Genomic DNA, 21523 nt, shown 5'->3' with positions numbered 1-21523 from the left:
CCGGGCGCACTCGCCGGCCTCGGCGTTCAGGTCCTGCGGGGCCGGGATGCCGGATACCGGCTGGGATATGCGCCCGCAGCCCCGTTGCAATGGGGTTCCCGTCCGACCGCCGTGATGCAGGAGGCTGGACCGGGCTCGGATCCACGCAGATCATCCGTCGGGTTCATGACCTCAACCAACGCCTCGTCACCCAGGCGTGTTTGTGCCGCCCGTGCCGACATCAGTCGCGCAGGGGAACTGGCCTGCCCTGCCGGGCGTCAGTGGACTGCGCGGCGGGCCGTACGTCGTGACCAGCAGGTCACCCGGGGGCAACCGCGTACGGCCCACTCCGTTGCCGGTGGCGGCCGACGGTGGGTGAGCAACCGGATACCGATCGGCATCCGGTTGCTCACCCACCGCCGCCCCGCCTGCCGAGGCACCGGACCGGACAGTCCGCCGAGATCAGACCGCCGGTGCCGGGAAGGTCGGGTACTCGACTCCGGAGACGTGCTGGACGACGCGGATGACCTGGCAGGAGTAGCCGAACTCGTTGTCGTACCACAGGTAGAGGATCGCGTTGTCGCCCTCGACCTTGGTGGCACCGGCGTCGACGATCGAGGCGTGGCGCGAGCCGATGAAGTCGCTCGAGACCGCGTCGGGGGCGCTGATGAAGTCGATCTGGCGCCTGAGCGGCGAGGTCAGCGACACGTTGCGGAGGTAGTCGAGGACTTCCTCGCGTGTGGTCTCGCGCGCGAGCTGCAGGTTGAGGATCGCGATCGAGACGTCCGGCACCGGGACGCGGATCGAGCTGCCGGTGATCTTCGCCTGGAGGTCGGGCAGCGCCTTGGCGACGGCGGACGCGGCACCGGTCTCGGTGATGACCATGTTGAGCGGCGCCGAGCGGCCGCGGCGGTCGGAGCTGTGGTAATTGTCCAGCAGGTTCTGGTCGTTGGTGAACGAGTGGACGGTCTCCACGTGTCCGCGCAGGACGCCGTACTCGTCCTCCATCGCCTTCAGCGGCGGGACGATCGCGTTGGTGGTGCAGGACGCGCAGGACAGGATCTGCTCGTCCGGCTTGATCATGTCTTGGTTGACACCATGGACGATGTTGGGGACGTCGCCCTTGCCCGGCGCGGTCAGGACGACCTTCGCGACGCCGGGGCGGAGGTGCTTCGACAGACCCTCGCGGTCGCGCCACTTGCCGGTGTTGTCGACGAGGATGGCGTCCTTGATGCCGTACGCCGTGTAGTCGACCTCTGACGGGTCGTTGGCGTAGATCACCTTGATCTCGTTGCCGTTGGCGACGATCGTGCTGCTCGCCTCATCGACGGTGATCGTGCCCTGGAACTGGCCGTGGATGGAGTCGCGGCGCAGCAGCGAGGCGCGCTTGACGATGTCCTGGTCGCCGCCCTGGCGGACGACGATGGCGCGCAGCCGCAGGCCGTTGCCGGAGCCGGCCTTCTCGATGAGCAGGCGGGCGACGAGGCGGCCGATGCGGCCGAAGCCGTAGAGGACGACGTCGCGCGGCTCGCAGCGCTCGATCTTGTTGGCTCCCGTGGCCCCGGCGACGGCCCCGGCGGTGAACTCCTCCACCGAGAGGCCGCGGTCGTCGGTCTTGTACGTCGCGGCAAGCATGCCGATGTCGATCTGGGAAGGGCCGAGATCGAGCGTGGTGAGAGCCTGCAGGAACGGAAGCGTCTCGGTGACCGAGAGTTCCTCACCGGCGATCTGCCGGGCGAATCGGTGGGTCTTGAGGATGCTGACCACCGACTTGTTCACCAAGGAGCGGCTGTGAAGCAGGACGGTGACGTCCCGCTCCCGATGCAGCTTCCCGATGAGCGGGATCATCGACTCCGTGATCTCCTCGCGGTTCTTCCAGTTGGTGAACGAGTCCTCGTTGACAGTCACAGGTTTATCTTTCGAGCTAGGCGGTGCTCATATGCTAACCGCCCGCCATTTCGATCATTCACCCGGTGTCACCTGAGCCGGATGCCGTGAGCGGGCCCCATGGTCACGTCGGAGGACGGAATGGGTCGCTGTGCGGAGTAAGGGCGATCGATTTGCCGGGGTGCGCCCTAATATGCCCCCGGCGTGATCCTTGTCGGCCGCGGTGCCGACGTCATCGGCATCGACCGGCTCGGCGGACCTCTGCTGGGCCGGGGCGCCCGCGCAGTGGTGACCCGCGGCGGGGGAGCGGCCCGCCCGGTCGACGTGCGAAGGACTCCCGGGCGGGCTACATCGTCCACGCTGCCCTGAACGCGTCCGCCCGCGCTGCCGACGGGCCGGTGCGTGAGCCGAACGGGGACGCAGAATGCAGCCGTCAGGCGCTGAGCGCCTGCCTGTGGGTGTCGATGGCCGCGTGCAGAACGCCCAGGTGCTCATGGAGATCAGCGACCGCGCGGACGGTCCGGTCGGCGAGAAGCGTGCCGAGGCGGGTCATCCGGCCGGGGCCCGGCAAACATCCCCGAACTGCAGCAACCGTCGAGTAGGGGAAGTCCTTCGAGCCGAGTCTGCTACGGGAGGCTTCGGCCGGACATGACGCGGGCCTGGAGCGCTGACTTCTCGTGGAAGCCGCGGACGCCCATGCCGGCCACGACAATCCGGCCCTCGCCGCCACTGAGCTGCGCCCTCGCGTCGCAGCGGCAATGATCGCGTTCTCCGGCGCGCCCATGGTCTCATGGGAGACGAGGTTCAGTGGCGGGTTGTCGACGGTAAGGGCTCCGAGGGGATCTTCACTGGTGAAGGTGACAGCAGACATCGTGCGGGCCTCCACCAGCCGCTGCTGCGGGGACCGTCTCGCCCGCCAGGCCGTGAGCGGAGCGGCCTCAGCCGGTGTGTCGACTGGTCGGCCCGGGTCGGAAGACTCCGGGGAGTGCCTTGCAGGCGGCCTTCCAGGGAAGGCCGATACCGGCTCAGTCACGGCGCTCGCCCGATCCCCTCACCGTGGCGCTCGACGCCGTGCTCGATCACAACCGCGGCCTGTCCCGGGAACCACCCGGATGCATGTGGCGGTTGAGCGCCGTGCGGCCGCTGGTGGGCCATTGCACCGACGACAAGGCCTCGGCACACGGTGATGGCCCCGTGACCCATGATTCCCCCTCCCCTTCTCCCTTCCGGGAGCAGAGCACACGTGCCCCGGAGACCCGGACCCCGCTGCGCGCGTTCCTCAGGACCGAGTCCGGCAGCGCGGCGGTGCTGCTGGCCGCCACCGTGGCGGCACTGGTGTGGGCGAACGCGGCTCCCGGGGCGTACGCATCCTTCTGGGAGGTGCACCTGTCGGTGACCGTGGGATCGGCAGGGGTATCGCTGGACCTGCGCGAGTGGGTGAACAGCGGCCTGATGACGTTCTTCTTCTTCGTCATCGGGCTGGAGGCGCGCCGGGAGTTCGACATGGGCGAGCTCCGGGAGCGGCAGCGGGTCATGCTGCCCCTGGCCGCGGGGCTCGCCGGGATGCTCGTCCCCGTCGGGATCTACCTCGCGTTCAACTCGGGCGATGCCTCGGCCCACGGCTGGGGAGCGGCCATGTCCACGGACACCGCGTTCGCCCTGGGCATGCTGGCGATTCTGGGACGACGGTTCCCCGACGCGCTGCGCACGTTCATCCTCACGGTGACCGTCGTCGACGACCTGCTGGCTCTGGTGGTCATCGCCCTCGTCTACAGCGACCACATCACCGTGCCCGCCCTGCTCTCCGCCGTGACCTTGTTCGGCCTGATCCTGCTGGTCAGGGCGGCGGGCGTGCGCCACGGACTGACGTACCTGCTGATGGGGGCCGCGACCTGGGTCGCGCTGCTCAAGTCCGGTGTCGATCCGGTGGTCGTGGGTCTGGCCATGGGACTGCTGACCTACGCCTACCCGGCGGCACGCAGCGACCTGGAACGCGCGAGCGATCTGTTCATCTCATTCCGCGAGCAGCCCACACCTGAGCTGGAGCGCTCGGCGCGCCAAGGACTGGCGTCGGCGCTGTCACTCAACGAGCGGCTGCAACGGATGTACCACCCGTGGACGAGTTATGTGATCGTGCCGTTGTTCGCCCTCGCCAATGCCGGCATCACCATCGACGCGGGACTGCTGTCGCGGGCGGCAACGTCCCCGGTCACTCTGGGCATCCTGTTCGGCTATCTCGTCGGCAAGCCGGTGGGCATCACCGGTGCCTCCTGGCTGCTTGCCCAGCTGAGCCGCAATCGGCTGCGGCCTCCGGTCGGTTGGGGCGCCCTCGCCGGGGGCGGCACGATCGCCGGGGTCGGGTTCACCGTTGCCCTGCTGATCTCCACGCTGGCCTTCGACGGAGACCGGCTGGAAGAGGCGAAGGTGGGCATCCTGGGCGCGGTGGCCTGTTCCTTCCTCGCAACCTGCGCCGTGGCGATGGCGATCAGGCTCCTGCCGCCGCAGCGGCGTGCACGAGTACTGCTCGGCACAGCCGAGAGGGTGATCGATCTCGTGGTCCCGGTCGACCCCGATCGTGACCACGTGCGGGGCCCGATGATCGCTCCGGTGACACTGGTCGAGTACGCCGATTTCGAATGCCCCTACTGCGGCCAGGCCGAACCCGTGGTCCGTGACCTGCTCGCCGACTTCGGCGATCTGCGCTACGTGTGGCGGCACCTGCCGCTCACCGATGTCCATCCCGGCGCGCAACTCGCCGCCGAGGCGGCCGAGGCCGCGGCGGATCAGGGGGCCTTCTGGCAGATGCACGGCCTTCTCCTGGAGCACCAAGGCGCACTCCGGGCGCCCGACCTGATGCGCTACGCGGACGAACTGGGCTTGGACGCCGAGCGCTTCCATCGCAGTCTGCGCACTCACGCGGGGGCCGACCGGGTCGCCGAGGACAGGGAATCGGCCGATCTGAGCGGGGTGACAGGAACCCCCACCTTCTTCATCAACGGCCTGCTGCACCGCGGCGCCTACGACATCGACGCGCTGTCCGCCGCGGTGCGAACAGCCCGGGCGCGTGCAGGACTGATGCGGTGATCCGCCGGATGCAGTCGGTGACAGGGCTTTGGCCGAGACTTCCGGAGACGTGGATCTGCAGGGTCCGTCGACGCCCACGCCGTGTTGGTTCCCCACCGGTGCGGGTCGCGCATGGAGTCCTGCATCACGCGCATGGCCGGGTTGCCGTCATTCCTCAGGGTGGATGATGCTGCACGCAGCGTGCTCGGACGGCGCGACCGGTCAAGCATCGCCGGCCCGGGAGTGACTGAGCGGCTGCGGACCGGCTTCCTGTCAGTCGGGGGTGAGCACCGCTGCGCCGTTCACGCGGTCCGCGGCCAGGTCGGCCAGTGCTTGATCAGCCCGGTTCAGGGGATAGCGGCTGACGGTGACCTGGATACCGATGCGTTCGGCGAGTTCGAGAAAGTCGCGGCCGTCCTCGCGGGTGTTGGAGGTGACGCTCCGCAGATTCCGCTCCTGGAAGAGATGCCGCTGGTAGTTCAGCGCGGGAATGTCGGAGAGATGGATACCGGCGATCGCGAGGGTGCCCGACCGGTCGAGTCCCTCCAGGGCCACCGGCACCAGATCACCCACCGGAGCGAACAGGATCGCCGAGTCGAGCGGCTCCGGTGGGCTGTCGTAGGCGCCGCCTACCGATGAAACACCCAGGGACAGAGCGAGTTCACGCGCCTGCGCGGAACGCGTCATCACATGGACGGTCGCGCCGTCGGCCAGAGCCACCTGAGCGGCCAGATGGGCCGACGCGCCGAAACCGTAGATTCCGAGCCTGCCACCCTTCGGCAACGCACTGCGGCGCAGCGACCGGTAGCCGATGATTCCCGCGCACAGGAGAGGGGCGAGCAGGGCCGCGTCCTGGGACTCGGGGAGCCGGTAGGCGAACGCCTCGGGTACAAGGACCAGGTCGGCGAAGCCGCCGTCCGCATCCCACCCCGTGTACGTGGACCGGGGGCACAGGTTCTCGCGTCCGGAGCGGCAGTAGCGGCAGGACCCGCAGGTACGGCGCAACCAGGCACCGCCGACCCGGTCGCCCACACGGAACACGTCGGTCGCCTCGCCGGCCGCTGCCACCCGGCCGACGATCTCGTGCCCGGGAATCGTCGACGGACGGTGGGGCGTGAGGTCTCCCTCGGCGAGATGCAGGTCCGTGCGGCAGACACCGCAGGCTTCCACCCGCAGCAGGAGTTCATCCGGGGCGGGCGCGCTCACTTGGCGGTGTCTCCGCACCAGCGGGCCGGTACCGATCGGTCCGGGTGTCCCGACGGCCCAGCCGCTGAGCATCTGTGAGTGGGGGAGCCCCATACCTCCAGCCTGCGGCCGCTGGGTGGGTCCGGCAAACCGGCCGGTTTCCCCATGTGCTTCGGGAACCGCAGATCGGGGCGGCTGCTGCGTCGGCGGGAGTGGAGGGCCCGCCAGGTCCTCGTCCGGGGACCATCCGGCCCATGCGCGCCGAGCTCCTGCCGAGTCAGCCTGACAGTGCCCCGTACCGGACCTGAGAGGAAGAAGGGCGATGTCATGAAGGCACTCGTCTTCCAGGGCCCCAGCCGGACCTCATGGCGGGATGTACCGGATCCTGGCATCAAGGACGCCGCGGACGCGATCGTCCGCGTCGACACGGTCACTATCTGCGGCACCGATCTGCACATCGTCAAGGGCGATGTGCCCGAGGTGGTTCCGGGCCGGGTGCTCGGGCACGAAGCGGTGGGCACCGTGGTCGAGACGGGCGGCGATGTCAGCACGGTGCGCCCCGGTGACCGCGTACTGATCTCGTGCATCTCCGCCTGCGGGCGGTGCCGGTTCTGCCGCGGCGGGCAGTACGGCCAGTGCCGTGAGGGCGGTGGTTGGGTGCTGGGCCACACGATCGATGGCACCCAGGCCGAATACGTGCGGGTGCCGTTCGCCGACCTGTCCGTACATCCGCTGCCGGGTGCCGTCGACAGCAACGACGCGGTCCTGTTGGCCGACATCTTCCCGACCTCGTACGAGGTCGGGGTGCTGAACGGCAACGTGCGGCCAGGCGACACGGTCGTCGTGGTCGGTGCGGGGCCGATCGGTCTGGCGGCCATCATCACCGCGCGTCTGTACAGCCCCGGCCGCATCATCGCGGTGGACCTCGCGGAGTCCCGGCTGACCACCGCGCGCGCACTCGGTGCGGACGCGACCGTGAGCGCGAGCGAGGAACCCGAGCGCCTCGTCGAGGACCTCACCGATGGACTCGGTGCCGATGTCGCCATGGAGGCCGTCGGCATACCCGAGACATTCGAAATGTGCACCCGGATGGTCCGCCCCGGTGGCCGGGTCGCGAACATCGGGGTCCACGGCAAGCCTGCGGTCCTGCACCTCGAAGACCTCTGGATCAAGGACGTCACGATCACCACCGGGCTGGTGGACACCCACTCGACGCCGATGTTGCTGGGCATGATGGCCGCAGGGCGCCTTCCGTCGGCTTCGCTGGTCACCCACCAATTCGAGCTGGGCCAGATGGAGGAGGCGTACGACATCTTCTCCCGCGCCGCCGAAACCGGAGCCCTTAAGGTGACGCTGGGCGGCCCGCAGCACAACGCCGTCTCCGTCCCCGACCTGCCGTGACCCGAAGGACGTGAGGACCATGAGCGAGGGCACGCCTGCATCCGCTTCCACCGAGTCTCCGACCGGCCGCAGCGACCTCGGTCGGCGGGTGGCAGCGCGCCGTCAGGAACTCGGTCTCACCCGTGAGGAGGTGGCCGAACGCTGCGGCGCCGCTCCCTCGTACATCGCCTATGTGGAGGATCGGGCCGCCGTACCGGCCGTCAGTGTTCTGGTGCGCCTCGCGGATGCGTTGGAGACGACCGTGGCCGAGCTGACCGGTATGACGGTGGAACGTCCGCCGGGCAGGGCAGCGGCACTGCCGGGCGCCGAACTCATCGCGCTCAGTGACACCGAGTGCCTTCGACTGCTGTCGACGCACGGTGTGGGCAGGATCGCGATCGTCACGGCGGACGGGCCGGCCATCTTCCCGGTCAACTACGTGCTGGAGGGCAACGAGATTGCGTTCCGGACCACCGGCGACGGACTTCTGGCCGCGTCCGCGGGAACCGAGGTGGCCTTCGAGGCCGATCACATCGACGATGTGATGAGCCAGGGCTGGAGTGTGCTGGTGGTGGGCGATGCATCAGGTGTCACGGCTGCCCAGGCCATCCAGCGACTGGACCATGTTGCCCGCTCCCTTCCCTGGGCGGGTGGCCCCCGCACCCATTGGATGGTGGTCACCCCCACCCGTATCACCGGGCGTCGCGTGGTGCAGAAGTGACAAAGATGCCTGCCGTCGCCGGCACGCCGATCGCGCCGCAAACGGTGTGCAGCGGGCGGTGTGCAGCGGGCGGGAGTTCGCGCATGCTGCGACTGCCCGGTGCCGGGGGGCGCACCCGGCGGCGTCCGGTCAGTCCGGGAGGGTTCTACGGTTCGATCGTCAGAACCTCTTCCAGGGGGCGGCGTGGTGTGCGGGGCCCCGTCGGCCCGTAACCCATGCGGATGATCATCTGTGGGTGTCCCGTGCCGGAGACGGGGTCACGGAGGATCCACCGCAGGTCCGGCCATTCGAGGGGCTGCGTCGCGAACGAGGTGGACACCTCCTTCAGCGTGGCTGTGAGCAGAACACGTTCCAGGGCCTGACCGGCGCGCAACCAGTCCACGGGGCGGTCTCCCGCAGTGCTCAGAAGGGCCAGCTGCGGCTGCTTCTCGAACAGGACGCGTGCGCGGCCCGCCAGGACAGCGGTGCCCGCGAAGTCGCGGACCGTCGACCTTCCGGACGCGTCGCAGGGGCCGAAGGCGTAGTCCGGGATCCCGTCGACGGACGCCTCCGCCTCCGTGTCCCGGGTCCAGTGGTGCTGCTCCGCCTCCCGTGCGGGGTCCCTCCGGTCGTACCCCTCGGCATCCCGGATCAGTGCCAGCACGGTCTCCAGGTGCGTCGGGGTCAGGAACGAGAAGTCCGCCCCTTCGGCACGGGCCGCTTCGGTGAAGAGCACGCGGACGTCCTCGGGTACCGCCCGGTCGTCGAACGGGTACCGGCTGGTGTGCCGCTCCCGCATCGCGCGGTGGAGACCGACGAGCGCACCCTCCTCGGGATTCCGAGGGGCGTCCTTCAGCTGGACGCTCGCCAGCAGCGCCGGGTCCGAGGGGACGGGCAGCAGCGTGGTTTCCAGGGCGAGGCCCCGGTGAGCTGCGGACACCCGCAGGTTCAGGAGGGCCGCGCCGCATCCCACATGCAGTCCGCGGGTGGCCGGGTCGGCCTCCGGCATGGCACGGCCGAAATCCGCCCGAAGAGTAAGAGTGCGACGGGAACGTCCGTAATGGAACTGCCAGGGCTGGGCATTGTGCATCGACGGAGCTGTGATGGCATCGGAGACAAGGCCGGCCACCGTCGTGTCGTCGGGCGTCTGCGCGAGCATCGGGGGCCTCCCCGGAAGCGGATATCGGTCGGAGCGTCTTCAGGATGGAGGGGGCGTCCTCCCCGGGGATATGGGCCATTCGTCCCTCGGTCGGGCCGGACGGACTCCTCGGCGGGGCCGTTCAGGACGCGTCGGCCGGAAGGTTTCCGTACCAGGACGTGTTCCCTCGGGTGCGCTCCACCGGATGCCGCGTGGTGTTCGGCCGTTACCGTGGACATATGGCCCGCCCGTGACGCGCGGGCCACGGCGGAGGCACCGTGGGCGACAAGGGCACTGACCGCAACGGCGAGGAACGCCGTCGGCTGGGCACACTCCCCGGCGACCTCCAGGAACGCCTCGATCTTTCGAAGCGCGGACCCGCCGAGGCGGCGCTGCTGCTGGACGCCGTCATGTCGGTGGGAAGGGGGCTCGATCTGCCGCAGGTGCTGCGCCGGATCGTCGAAGCCGCGGTCGTCGTGGTCGATGCCGAGTACGGAGCCCTCGGGGTGCTCGGCGAGGGGACCCGCCTTGCACAGTTTCTGCCCGTGGGCATCACGGACGAACAGAGAGAAGCCATCGGCTCGCTGCCCGAGGGGCACGGCATCCTCGGCGAGCTGATCCGCCACCCCGTGCCCCTGAGGCTCACTGAACTCGCCGACCACCGGTCGTCCCACGGGTTCCCGCCGAACCATCCCCCCATGCACTCGTTTCTGGGGGTGCCCATCCGGGTCCGCGACGAGGTGTTCGGCAACCTGTACCTGACCGAGAAACGGGGTGGCCGCGCCTTCGACGCCGAGGACGAGACGGTGCTCTCCACCCTCGCTGTGGCAGCCGGGGTCGCCATCGAGAACGCACGCCTGTATTCGGAGACGTGTGACCGGCAGCGTTGGCAGGAGGCCAACAGCGAGATCGTCGAGGGTCTGCTGAGCGGGGTGGACGAGGCGTACGTCCTGCAGATGATCGTCGACCATGCCTCCCGTATCCTCTCCGCCGACCTGGGTGTTCTGGCGCTCCCCGAGGGGGAGGGCGCCCTGCGTGTGGCGATAGCCTCCGGCGTGGACGCCGACACGCACCGCGGACTGGTTCTGCCACGCGAAGGTTCGTTCGTCGGCTCAGCTCTCCACGCCGGCGAGCCGATCATCAGCCTCGATGTCGAGTGTGATCCGAGGATCACCGCTGGGCCCCCGCGATGGGCAGGGCTCGGTCCGGCTGTCGCGGTGCCGATGAAGACGGGGGGACGGGTCCTGGGGGTGCTGCTGCTGGCCCGTGTACGGGAGCGTCCCGCATTCACCGAGTGGGAGACCGCGCCCCTGCTGACGTTCGCCGGGCAGGCGGCGCTGGCGATGGAACTCACGGAACGGCGCGAGTCCGCCGAGCAGATCGCCCTGCTGGAGGACCGGGACCGGATTGCCCGGGACCTGCACGACCTCGCCATTCAGCGGCTGTTCGCCACCGGTATGACCCTCCAGAGCGTGGTGCGGTTCGTGGACCATCCCCGGGCCAGTGAACGACTGCTGCGTGCCGTGGACGATCTCGACGAGACCATCAAGATCATCCGGTCCACGATCTTCGGCCTCCGCGCACGCGAATCGGGCCGTGCCGAACAAGGTCTGCGCGTCCGCACGCTGACCGCGGTGGAGCAGGCCGCACGTGCCCTGGGCTTCCAGCCGTCCCTCCGCATGGGAGGGCTCATCGACACAGACGTGCCGGCTGAGACCGCGGACCAGGTGATCGCGGTGCTCGGCGAAGCGCTCAGCAATGTCGCACGCCATGCCCGGGCGACCTCGGCGGACGTCTCGATGGTGGTCGGTGAGGGAGCGCTGACGTTGGTCGTGTCCGACAACGGAGTGGGCATGCCGGAACACGACGGCGCACACAGTGGGCTGGACAACCTTGCGCAGCGCGCCAAGAACCTCGGCGGTGACATGACGGTCGAGCCATCGGCGGAGGGCGGCACCCGGGTGAGGTGGCGCGTGCCTCTGCGACTGACATGATCCGTGGACCGCGCGGCAGGCCGCAGTTTCGGCGTCAGTACTCGCGACCGCTCGCCGAGGGCGGCGAGGAGGGTGCCGGTCTGTGCGCGGCGATCACGGCTGCCTGAATACGGCGCTCCACGCCGAGCTTCGCCAGGAGGCGGGAAATGTGGTTCTTGACCGTCTTCTCGGACAGATAGAGGCGTTTGCCGATCTGGCTGTTGGTCAGTCCCTCACCGATCAGAGCAAGTACGTCCTTCTCCCGTGGAGACAGTGTGGAAAGCGCATCCTCGGCCTCGGCCTCGGCGCCGGAACCCTCTCCGCGCAGGCTGTTCATCAACCGTGCGGTGGTCGCCGGATCGAGGGTGGAGCGCCCGGAAGCCAGCGTGCGGACGGCTGTGACGAGGTCGGACCCCTTGATCTCCTTGAGCACGTAGCCTGCTGCGCCCGCCATGATGGCGTCGAGCAGCGCTTCGTCGTCATCGAACGAGGTGAGCATCAGGCAGGCCAGGTCCGGCATCCGCGAACGCAGTTCACGACAGACGCTGATTCCGTCGCCGTCGGGGAGCCGCACATCGAGGATCGCGACATCCGGGCGCAACGCCGGGCCACGGGCCAGCGCATGATCGGCCGTACCGGCATCGCCGACGACCTCGATGTCGGGTTCCGCGTCGAGCAGATCCTGCACCCCGCGCCTGACCACCTCGTGGTCGTCGAGCAGGAACACCCGGATCGGATTCTGCGCGGAGAACGCGGCTTCGCCGCTCATGGCGCCCACCTCGCTTCTGCAGGGCTCTCCACCGGCCCCATGTTCATCGTGGCCCGCACGCCGACGGTGCACCAGAGCCGATCGGCCCCTGCACCACCCGGGCCATTCAGTCCTCGGCGATGTCGGCCTGGGGACCGTACAGCTGGAGCAACCTCTTCCGCGTTCCGTACAACCGCTCCGCCACTGTCTCGGCCACGTACTTGTACACCGCCCGGCCCAGCACCGCATCGGCCGCGCACAGCGCGCGGACGGTAGCGGCGTCGAACTCCAGGGCCTGACCCGCGTGGACCACGTGCGCACCCATGTGCCACACATGCGGGGAGCAGAGCCAGGACCAGCCCAGCAGGTCGTCCTGGCCCAGGGTCTCGACGACCGCCGGGCGGCGGCCGGGCACATGGAGGTCGACCTCGACCCGGCCGGAGCGGATGATCCAGAAACGATCGGCCCGCCTGCCCTCCTCGAAGACGCGTGAGTCGAGGACCAGCGGCACCTCGTGTGCCGCCGTGTCGAGAAGGCGCTGCCGGCTCTCGGGCGGGAGCGCGTCGAGCAGACTGTGCGTCGACATGGGGTCCTCCGTCCCTGGCGGGCAATGGCGGCTCCGCGCGTGACAGCGCGGCCGCGTGCCCCACCGTCCGGTGTGAACGATAGGCGGGGCTCCGGGGGGAGGCCCGGTCATGGGGCACCCCCGGGGTCTGCCGCACCCGAACCCGCTGAACGGCATCAGCCCGTTGACCGGCATTCCACGTGATTTTCACGGTGATCCGCTCACCGACCCGCCCGCTTGGGCCGTACGGGGGCGGTCCGGGACCGATCGGCCCATGGGCTCTGATCTCCCGCCGCAGGATTGTGGAGGACGCACCTGGGCACATACCCGGTGAGCGCCAGGAGGTGGTGGCAGTGAGCCGCATCAGAATCGTCCGTCGCCCACCGCCTCCCTCGGGGCCTCCGCCCCTCGACCTGCGTACTCCGTCCGGGCGGCCTCTGCCCTACTGAGATCCACGACGCGCCCGTGTCCCGGAATCGTGATGCCATGAAACGAAGCCCTGGCGAAGGGACCGCCCCGTTCATGGCATCCGTACCGTCTCCTGCCCCGTGCCTGCACTCCGTGCGGGCCGTGGTCTTCGACACCGACGGAGTGATCACCGACTCCGCCCGGAGCCACGCCGCGGCCTGGAAGAAGGCATTCGACGCCTGTCTGTCGGAGCGGGAAGGACAGCGGCCCTTCGATCCGGTCGACGACTATCTCCGCCACGTCGACGGCCGTTCACGACAGGACGGTGCGGCGGCCTTCCTCGCGTCGCGAGGGCTGGACCTTCCCGATGGCAGCCCGGACGACCCGCCCGGCACGGCGACGGTATGGGCGGTGGCCGCACGCAAGGACGAGCTGTTCACGGAAACGCTGCGTACCCACCGGGTCGATGTCTGGCCCGGCACGGTTCGTCTCCTTCACGCACTGCGCAGTGAGCGGATGCCCTGTGCTGCCGTGTCCGCCTCCCGCCACGCGACGGAACTCCTGTCGCGGGCCGGCCTCATCGGGCAGTTCGGTGCCGTGGTCGACGGAAATGAGGCACGGCGGCTGGGGCTCGCGGGGAAACCGGATCCCGCGCTCTTCGTCGAGGCGGCGCGGCGCCTCGACGTTCCCGTCTCGGACACCGCTGTGGTGGAGGACTCCCTGGCAGGTGTCGAGGCCGGCCGCCGCGGCGGATTCGGACTTGTGGTCGGCGTGGACCGGACAGGCGGTCCCGGCAAGGCCGCGGACCTGCGACGCCATGGCGCCGACATCGTGGTGTCCGATCCCGGTGAACTGCTGATCGGCAACGACTGATGGCGGGGGCCTGGGAGTGGTTGTACGAGGGGTACGAGCCGGAGGCGGAGCGGCTGCGCGAGGCGCTGTGCACACTCGGCAACGGGTACTTCGCCACCCGCGGAGCCGCATCCGAGACCATCACCAGCAGGTCCCACTACCCGGGCACCTACGTCGCGGGTTGCTACGACCGGCTGACCTCATCGGTCCGGGGCCGACAGGTGGAGAACGCCGACCTGGTCAACCTGCCGAACTGGCTGCCGCTGCGCTACCGCATCCGCCCCGCCGGCACAGGCCCCGGACCGTGGCTGTCACCGGACCACGATCACCTCGCGGAACACCGGCAGACGCTCGATCTGCGCCGCGGCACGCTGACCCGGCGGTCCGTCTACCAGGACGAGGCAGGCCGTCGCCTGTATGTCGAGCAGTGCCGTCTGGTGCACATGGGCAACCCGCATCTCGCCGCCCTGCGCACGGCTTTCACCGCGGCCGGGTGGGTGGGGGCGGTCGAGGTGGAGGCGGCGATCGACGGCGACATCCGGAACGCCGGTGTCGCGCGGTACCGGGACCTGTCGGACTGTCATCTGACCGGCTGGTCGACCGGAACGGAACAGGACGACGTGGTGTGGCTCGGATGTCGCACCGTGGAGTCGGACATCGGCTTCGCGCTGGCCTCCCGCATCGTGGCCACGTCCGGCGGTCCTGGGCGGCAGCAGCCCGATGAGTCCGGGCGGCGTCCCCGTCCTCGGCAGACCCCACGGAAGGTCTTCCAGACACTGGTGCTGCCGCTGGATCCGGAATGCGACGCCGTCGTGGACAAGACGGTGGCGCTCTACACGTCGCGTGACCCGGCGATCGGCAGCCCGCTGCGGGCTGCCGTGGCCGGCGTGCGAACGGCCCCGGAGTTCACAGAGCTGCTGGCCTCCCACCATCGGGCGTGGGCCGGCCTGTGGCAGCGGACCCGGATCGAGGTTCCGGGCGAAGCGGGCAGGATTCTGCGACTTCACCTCTTCCACGTGCTGCAGACGCTGTCCCCGCACACGGCAGAGCTCGATGTGGGCGTGCCGGCGAGAGGACTGCACGGAGAGGCATACCGGGGTCATGTCTTCTGGGACGAGCTCTTCGTGCTGAGGTTCCTGAGTCTGCATTTCCCTGAGGTTTCCCGGGGACTTCTGGACTACCGCCACCGGAGGCTGACCGCGGCCTGCCGCGCGGCACAACAGGTGGGACGGGCCGGGGCCATGTACCCGTGGCAGAGTGCCGACGACGGCCGGGAGGAGACCCAGGAAATCCATCTCAATCCCCGTTCGGGGCGCTGGCTGCCCGACCGTTCACGTCTGCAGCACCACGTCGGTTCGGCTGTCGCCTACAACGTGTGGCAGTACTGCCAGGCCACCGCGGACACGGATTACCTGCATTCCAAGGGCGCGGAAATGCTGCTGCAGATCGCCCGGTTCTGGGCGGACAGCGCCGCATGGGACGCGTCGTCGGCCCGGTACCGCATCCGCGGTGTGGTCGGCCCCGACGAGTACCACGACGCCTATCCGGGAGCCGGGACTGCAGGCATAGACGACAACACGTACACGAACGTGACGGCGGCCTGGGTGCTGGCACGGGCCACGGAGCTGTGTCGCGACCTGCCCGAACATCGAAGGAAGCTCCTGCTGGAGCGCATCCGCCTCGACCCCGCGGAGCTGGAGCGCTGGGAGGACGTCTCCCGTCGGCTGCATGTGCCGTATCACCGTGGTGTCATCAGCCAGTTCGCCGGATACGGAGAATTGGACGAACTCGACTGGGCCGCTTACCGGAAGCGCTACGGCGACATCCGGCGGCTCGACCGCATCCTTGAGGCGGAGGGCGACACGGTCAACCGTTACCAGGCATCCAAACAGGCCGATGTGCTGATGCTCGGCTACCTGTTCTCCCCGGGAGAACTCGGTGGCCTGTTCCAGCGCCTCGGACATGTGCTGGATGACGACACCTGGCGCGCCACCGTCGACTACTACCTCGCGCGTACGAGCCACGGTTCCACCCTCAGCTCCCTGGTTCATGCCTGGGTGCTGGCACGGGCGCACCGCGAGGAGGCGTGGGCGTACTGCGAGGAAGCACTGACCGGTGACGTGATCGACATCCAGGGCGGCACCACGGCGGAAGGCATCCATCTGGGGGCGATGGCCGGCACTCTCGATTTCGTGCAGCGCGGAATGACCGGGCTGGAGACGCGTGACGACGCACTGTGGCTCTCCCCCGCCCCGCTTCCCCAACTCTCGCAATTCGGGGTACGCATCGGATTCCGCGGGCACGAGGTGGACCTGGGCATACGGGAGCAGCGGCTCCGGATCGCGATATCGGACTCGCACCACCCAGCCGTCCGGCTGGTCCTGGGCGGCCACACCCACATGATCGTCCCCGGCACGGTGCGATGGCTCGATCTCCCGTCGGGCCGACGCCCCGCCCGCCGTCACAGGAAGGGACGTCAGGACTGAGATCCCACCACCGGTGGCCCTTTCCGGGCCGGGGCCGGGTGGGTGACATCACGGACGGTGATTACGCCGCGTGTCATCACATCACCGACGATGTCCGGGTTGCCTGGCATGACGTCTCCCGGGCCGGGGCCGCTGATTCGACGGCTCACGGGTTGATCCGACCAAAGGTTCGAACATGGGCCGTCCGGTCTCCGACGGGACCCGACGGCCCATGTCCGCAGCCGTCCCGCCGCGGCACCGCGGACAGGAGACGGCGGCATGAGGCGGCCTCCGGCGTGCCGATTTCGGTGGGATGGATCGCGAAAGCCGGGACGACGACGGTGGGCATCCGCCGAGGTTCACCGGCAAGGAGGGGGCCGGACGGCCCCCGCAGAGGCCCGTTGGCCCCAAGCGGGAGTGTGCCCTGCCGGGCGAAATTGAAGACGGACATCGATGGTGGCGGTGGCGCCCCCGAGGCGCCGGAAGTGGAGCACGCGATGTCAGGAACGCAGATGGAGCGGAGACAAGGCCTCTTCCCCGATCTCATGGACTGGTTCGGCGTCGGCTTCCCCCGGTCCCCGGCGTGGCGGCCGATCATCGATGTTCACCCGATCCCGAACGAGGTGAGCGACGAGGACGGGCGTGGGCGCTGCGAGCCGAACTGCCCGGGATGGACCCCGAGAAAGAAATCCGGACCCCGGTCGAGGGCAACACCCTCGCCATCGGCGCCGAGCACACCGGGAGCAAGACGGAGCAGGAACACTCGGAGCTCCGCCACGGCTCGTTCCGGCGCACCGTCCGCCTGCCGGCCGAGAGTCCGCCGGAAGACGTCAAGGAGGCGTGCGAGGACGGCATCCTCACCGTGCGGGTGCCCTTGCAACCCGCCGGAGGCGGTGTCCACCCCGCACGGGAGCGGGCCGGGGTGAAGACTTCCGCACTCTTCCGGGGGCCAGACCAGAGCTCATCTCCCGGGTGCCGAACCCACCGCTGCGTGCGGGGACGGCGACGGCACAGGGCGGAGGCGTGACATGTTCCAGGCCGACTCGCCCGGATCCGAGCCCATGTGGCCCAGGAAGTGGCACAGAAGCCGCATACGACGACCGTTCGAGCGCCGCCGGAATCCGCTGCAACGGACTGCCGACCGTGTCTGCAGCCGCTGGCTCGCCGCCTCCTTGGTGTTTGCGCTTGTGGCAGTGTTCTGCGGCGTCGCTGTCGGAATCAAAGTCTGGGACGCCGACAGCGTGACCGCGCAGCACGAGGCCCGACACCGCCACCAGGTGACGGCGACAACGGTCAGCAAGGCCGAAGGCCGACTCCCTGCCCGGTTTGCGGGGGCTTCGGAAGCAACGGCTCGGGCCTTCTGGGAGTATCCCGCCTCCGTACCTCACACGGACACCATCGCGGTCACCCCGAACACGCCAGTGGGCCGGACGGTCACGCTGTGGGTGGATGACTCGGGCAGGATTTCGGCTGCCCCGCATTCCCGTGGAGATCGCGCCGTGCAGGCCGCCGCAGCCGGGGCCTGTGCCATGGGCGTGGTCGCCCTGTCCGCCGGATTGGTCGTCCGCCTCAGGCTCCGCCGCGTCGAGACACGCAGCCTTGCCCACTGGGACCAGGAGTGGGAGCGCGTGGAGCCGCGCTGGTCCGGCCGGCTGCGCCGGGACTCGGGGGCCGATGACGACTGACGGCTCCACCGGGGCCAGGACCACCGCCTCTGCTCCGATGCCGAGCAGGGACCCGCTGGAGCCGCTTCCACTGCTGCGCCGGGAACTCGGCACCGGCCCGCGCGGCCTCTCTGGGCAAGAGGCGGCCCGCCGCCGGGGTGATCCGACGCCACGCATCCAGGTCGGCGAAGGGCAGGAGATACTGCTCCTCACCGGTGGGCGATGACGGCGACGGGCGCACGGGAATGATGAAGGACGGCGTGGGCGACGGGCCCGATGTGCGCGCCCACGGAGGACTGACGGATGCGACGCCCTACGACGACGAGACCCGCCTCGGCTCCGGTCTCCACGAGCTGCTCCGCCGCGTGGCCGACCGTCGCCCGCGCGACCACGTCGACGGAGGGGAACGTGTCGCGCCAAGGCTGCAGTCTGTCGTCCAGGCCGACGGTCATGCTGTCGGCCATCTGTTCATGGAGGCTCGCATCGTACGCCGCGCCGTACCCGGCGAGGGGCGGAAGCGTCCAGGTCAACAGCGCACGCAGAGTGCATCGCCGACGTGATGCCTCCTCGAAGGCGAAGTCCAGGAGTGCGTCGCACGGCCGGCCGATATCGATGCCGACCACGATGTCCCGGTCCGTGTGAAGGCCTTCGGCGTGTGGCAGGGCGTCCTCGTGCGCACGTACCAGAATCACGGGTCGCTCGGTCGCGGGGATGACACCCATCCCGACCGAACCGAGGACGAACCCGGTCAGTGTGCCGAGCCCGCGGGAGCCGAGAACGAGCATGTCCGCAGAGGCCGCTGCGGTCGCGAGCGAGACGGCCGGCCGGCCGTCGACCGACCGGGCCCGGACCTCCAGTCGACCATGAAGGCGGCGAAGTTCGTCCACTGTGTCGCGCAGGAGCGCATCGGCCCACTCACGGCCGGCGGCGGTGCCGGTGGCCGGAATACCGAGGGGGGACGACCAATCCGCGGCATGGACAAGATGCAGCGGCGCGTCCCGCAGAAGCGCCTCGCGTGCGGCCCAGTGAACCGCTGCGGTACTTTCCGTCGACCCGTCCAGGCCGACGACGATGCTGTGGTTCATGACGACTCGTCTCCTACGGATGCGGACACGCGGACACGGGGCTCGTCGCAGCGCGTACCGGGTGGATCGCCGGATGTACGAGAGTTCACGACAGGGGGCAGCCTCCTGCCCCGTCGACGGTGGCAGGGGAAGGCCTGCCGGGGCCGCTTCGGGCGAGTGGCGCGCCCGGCCGACGACACCTGGTAGCCGTGAGGTGGCTCATGCGGTCCTTGCGCGGTGCGCTCCTGGGAACCGCGCCGAACGCACAGGCCATCAGCTCACGTACGTCCCGATGTCTCACTGAGTTCTCCCCCCGTCCTGTGTTCTCATCTGGCCGTCCGACAGGTCGTCCTGCTCGTAGTCGAGCCGATCGATCACATCCACGACGCCGTCGACGCTCTGGCACATCCGCAGGATGACGGGAACGAGGCTGCGCCGGGGCACGGTGCCGCTGAGGGTGACCAGACCGTCGGCTACTTCTACGGTCAAAGCAGACGGGCTGAGCCCGAGTGCGCAGGTCAGCACATCCTCAAGAATCTCCTCCTGGATCGCGCGATCCCTTCGCAGGAACAACTGGAGGAGGTCGCTGCGGGCGACTATCCCGATCAGCCTGTCCTCGGCGTCGACGACCGGGAGCCTCTTCACTCTGTGCTCCTCCATCACACGAGCAGCACGGACCGCACTCCAGTCGGGGCGAGCGGTGATGGCAGGGCTGGACATGAGATCGACCGCGGTGGGCGTACCACTTCCGGCGTTCCGGCGACGGAGCAGATCGGCCTCGGAGACGACGCCCACGGGATGCCTGTCGTCATCCAGTACGGGCACGGCCGTGATACCGAACTCGTCCAGAAGTCTGGTGATCTCCTTGAAACCCGTGCCGCGCTGGACGCTGACGGCCGTGGGCGTCATCAGATCCGCGACACTGCGATGCCTCATCGGCGATCACCTTCGCGGGGGATTGTCGGCGTTCACCCGAACCGTGACCTCCACGACTCCGGGGGCGGCGCCGGCCAGGGTCGCGTCGCGCGTCACCGTCACCGTCGGCGCGGTCATGAGCTGTCCGGCCGTATCGGAGCGCGGCACGTCCACCCCCTGCGCTTCGGGCAGCAGGTCCGCCCCGGAGATCACACCGGCGACCCACCCGTCGTCCGCTACGACCGGCAGCGCGCTGATACGCCACTGCTGCATGGACTCCACGATGTTCTGGAACGCCGCTCCGCGGTCGACCGAGACCACAGCGTGGGCCATCACGTCGTTGACGGTGCGCAGGTGCTGCATGATTCCTCCCGGGGAGGGGTGCCCATACTCCGAGCGTGGGCACCGGCGTGCGCAGGGGGTAGGGCCTTCCGGGGTTCGCCGGGGGCTGTTCGGCCCTCGGGCACATGCGCGGGAAATCACGAGCAGCGGGGGAGGGCCCTTTCCGCGTCCTGCGCGAAGGGCAGGGGTCGAACTGGCGTGCGGCTCGGATCCGGGCGCGGGGGCCCGCAGGCATCCGGTGGGCGCGGTGCGGCCCGCCCAGCACCGCCGCAGCGCTCCGGCCCCGGCCCCGCGGCGCGTAATCCGCCGATCTTGCCCTGCCACACCCACCGGTCGAGCTGTGGGGGCGATTCGCGGGTCACCACATGGGGTGGGCAGTCCGCTCCGGAGGACGGAGCCGGCCGTTGTCGAAGCAGGTGGTGAGATGGGACATCACCGCGACCACCCCGTCGAGCTGCTCGGTGAGACGTATCAGGACGGGTATCTCGCTCTGCCTCTCAAGTTCGCCTTCGAGGGTGACCACGCCGTCAACCACGTGGACGGCGACCACATCGGCTCTCAGCCCCATCGTGGCGACGAGTACGTCCTCGACGACACGGCGTCGTATTTCCGCGTCCGGTCGCAGAAACAGCCCCAGCAGATCGCGGCGGGTGACGATGCCGATGAGCCGGCCCTCCTCGTCCACGACCGGGAGGCGCTCCAGACCGCGGCGCTTCATCAGGCGGGCGGCACCGCTCACGGTCTCGTCGGCGAGGACGGTCACCGCCGGCGACGACATCACCTCTCCCGCGGTGGTGGCCACCGGCCGGCCCGCGCCCTCGGGAGAGGTGCCGGTCGCCGGCTCGGTGCCCGTCTGTCTGACCAGTAGGTCGCTCTCGGAGATGACACCGACCACCCGGTCTTCGCTGTCGAGCACGGGGAGTCCGCTGATGTTGTGCTGCGCGAGCAACTTCGCGACATCCTTGAAGGAGTTGGCGGAGACGACCGAAACGACCTCGTCGGTCATCAGGTCTCCCACCGTGATGTGCTTCATGGAGGCAACCCCCTGCCCATTCTCAGAGATTCACCGGGGCGTGGCGCCCGTTCTCGTCCCGAACTCAGGATCTGCTGGACCGCGACACCGAAAGCAGGGCCGAACGGGCCTCACCCGGGGTCGTTCGGGCACGCCATGGTGCGGGAGAAGCACACGGGGCGG

18 protein-coding genes are annotated in these 21523 nt (G+C 69.3%); 9 read left to right on the top strand and 9 right to left on the bottom strand.

The annotated features are described in order from the left end of the window. Positions 1-441: 441 nt before the first annotated feature. Complete coding sequence (locus tag OG972_RS03175; protein WP_266978159.1) at positions 442-1887, bottom strand: glyceraldehyde-3-phosphate dehydrogenase; 1446 nt, start codon at positions 1885-1887, stop codon at positions 442-444. 183 nt (positions 1888-2070) lie between these two features. On the opposite strand from OG972_RS03175, the gene OG972_RS03170 reads away from it, so the two are divergent. Then, positions 2071-2235, top strand: a complete 165-nt coding sequence (locus OG972_RS03170) for a hypothetical protein (RefSeq protein ID WP_266978158.1) — start codon at positions 2071-2073, stop codon at positions 2233-2235. 825 nt (positions 2236-3060) lie between these two features. Further along, positions 3061-4950: a Na+/H+ antiporter NhaA gene (gene nhaA / locus OG972_RS03165; protein WP_266978157.1), complete on the top strand. Its 1890-nt coding sequence runs from the start codon at positions 3061-3063 to the stop codon at positions 4948-4950. A gap of 252 nt (positions 4951-5202) precedes the next feature. Here the strand turns inward: nhaA and OG972_RS03160 are convergent, their stop codons facing one another. After that, positions 5203-6228, bottom strand: a complete 1026-nt coding sequence (locus OG972_RS03160; RefSeq protein ID WP_266978156.1) for a zinc-binding alcohol dehydrogenase family protein — start codon at positions 6226-6228, stop codon at positions 5203-5205. Positions 6229-6441: 213 nt separating this feature from the next. On the opposite strand from OG972_RS03160, the gene OG972_RS03155 reads away from it, so the two are divergent. Together OG972_RS03155 and OG972_RS03150 are read left to right on the top strand one after the other, a co-directional pair. Beyond that, positions 6442-7515: a zinc-dependent alcohol dehydrogenase family protein gene (locus OG972_RS03155; RefSeq protein ID WP_266978155.1), complete on the top strand. Its 1074-nt coding sequence runs from the start codon at positions 6442-6444 to the stop codon at positions 7513-7515. Between the two features lie 19 nt (positions 7516-7534). Beyond that, on the top strand, positions 7535-8215 hold the full coding sequence (locus OG972_RS03150; RefSeq protein ID WP_266978154.1) for a pyridoxamine 5'-phosphate oxidase family protein: 681 nt from the start codon (positions 7535-7537) through the stop codon (positions 8213-8215). A 145-nt stretch (positions 8216-8360) separates the two neighbouring features. Here the strand turns inward: OG972_RS03150 and OG972_RS03145 are convergent, their stop codons facing one another. Then, on the bottom strand, positions 8361-9353 hold the full coding sequence (locus OG972_RS03145; protein ID WP_266978153.1) for a nitroreductase: 993 nt from the start codon (positions 9351-9353) through the stop codon (positions 8361-8363). A gap of 257 nt (positions 9354-9610) precedes the next feature. On the opposite strand from OG972_RS03145, the gene OG972_RS03140 reads away from it, so the two are divergent. Then, positions 9611-11326, top strand: coding sequence for a GAF domain-containing sensor histidine kinase (locus OG972_RS03140; protein ID WP_266978152.1), 1716 nt, complete (start codon positions 9611-9613; stop codon positions 11324-11326). Positions 11327-11360: 34 nt separating this feature from the next. On the opposite strand, the gene OG972_RS03135 is transcribed toward OG972_RS03140, so the two are convergent. Next, positions 11361-12074, bottom strand: a complete 714-nt coding sequence (locus OG972_RS03135; protein ID WP_266978151.1) for a response regulator transcription factor — start codon at positions 12072-12074, stop codon at positions 11361-11363. 106 nt (positions 12075-12180) lie between these two features. Continuing rightward, complete coding sequence (locus tag OG972_RS03130) at positions 12181-12639, bottom strand: cyclic nucleotide-binding domain-containing protein (protein ID WP_266978150.1); 459 nt, start codon at positions 12637-12639, stop codon at positions 12181-12183. A 501-nt stretch (positions 12640-13140) separates the two neighbouring features. Between OG972_RS03130 and OG972_RS03125 the strand changes: the two genes are divergently transcribed. From OG972_RS03125 to OG972_RS03110, 4 genes are all read left to right on the top strand, one after another. Next, positions 13141-13899, top strand: coding sequence for an HAD family phosphatase (locus tag OG972_RS03125; RefSeq protein WP_266978149.1), 759 nt, complete (start codon positions 13141-13143; stop codon positions 13897-13899). After that, a complete protein-coding gene (locus OG972_RS03120) occupies positions 13899-16364 on the top strand; it encodes a glycoside hydrolase family 65 protein (RefSeq protein ID WP_266978148.1) in 2466 nt (821 codons plus the stop codon). The genes OG972_RS03125 and OG972_RS03120 overlap by 1 nt, the downstream gene beginning before the upstream one ends. Positions 16365-16656: 292 nt before the next feature. After that, the gene (locus OG972_RS03115; RefSeq protein ID WP_266978147.1) at positions 16657-17370 is read left to right on the top strand and encodes an Hsp20/alpha crystallin family protein; all 714 of its coding nucleotides are present in this window, start codon (positions 16657-16659) and stop codon (positions 17368-17370) included. 472 nt (positions 17371-17842) lie between these two features. Further along, complete coding sequence (locus OG972_RS03110) at positions 17843-18028, top strand: hypothetical protein (protein ID WP_266978146.1); 186 nt, start codon at positions 17843-17845, stop codon at positions 18026-18028. A 188-nt stretch (positions 18029-18216) separates the two neighbouring features. On the opposite strand, the gene OG972_RS03105 is transcribed toward OG972_RS03110, so the two are convergent. The 4 genes from OG972_RS03105 to OG972_RS03090 all read right to left on the bottom strand — a co-directional run bounded on the left by OG972_RS03105 (position 18217) and on the right by OG972_RS03090 (position 21361). After that, positions 18217-19092, bottom strand: coding sequence for a universal stress protein (locus OG972_RS03105; protein WP_266978145.1), 876 nt, complete (start codon positions 19090-19092; stop codon positions 18217-18219). A 276-nt stretch (positions 19093-19368) separates the two neighbouring features. Beyond that, positions 19369-20007, bottom strand: coding sequence for a CBS domain-containing protein (locus OG972_RS03100; RefSeq protein WP_266978144.1), 639 nt, complete (start codon positions 20005-20007; stop codon positions 19369-19371). A 6-nt stretch (positions 20008-20013) separates the two neighbouring features. Then, positions 20014-20349, bottom strand: a complete 336-nt coding sequence (locus OG972_RS03095) for a CBS domain-containing protein (protein ID WP_266978143.1) — start codon at positions 20347-20349, stop codon at positions 20014-20016. 337 nt (positions 20350-20686) lie between these two features. Beyond that, the gene (locus tag OG972_RS03090; protein WP_266978142.1) at positions 20687-21361 is read right to left on the bottom strand and encodes a CBS domain-containing protein; all 675 of its coding nucleotides are present in this window, start codon (positions 21359-21361) and stop codon (positions 20687-20689) included. Positions 21362-21523: the final 162 nt, after the last annotated feature.

The organism is Streptomyces sp. NBC_01669 (assembly GCF_026339735.1).
Classification (GTDB): Bacteria; Actinomycetota; Actinomycetes; order Streptomycetales; family Streptomycetaceae; genus Streptomyces; species Streptomyces yanii.
The sequence above is the reverse complement of the archived record's forward strand: the minus strand, read 5'-3'. Positions and strand labels throughout refer to the sequence as shown.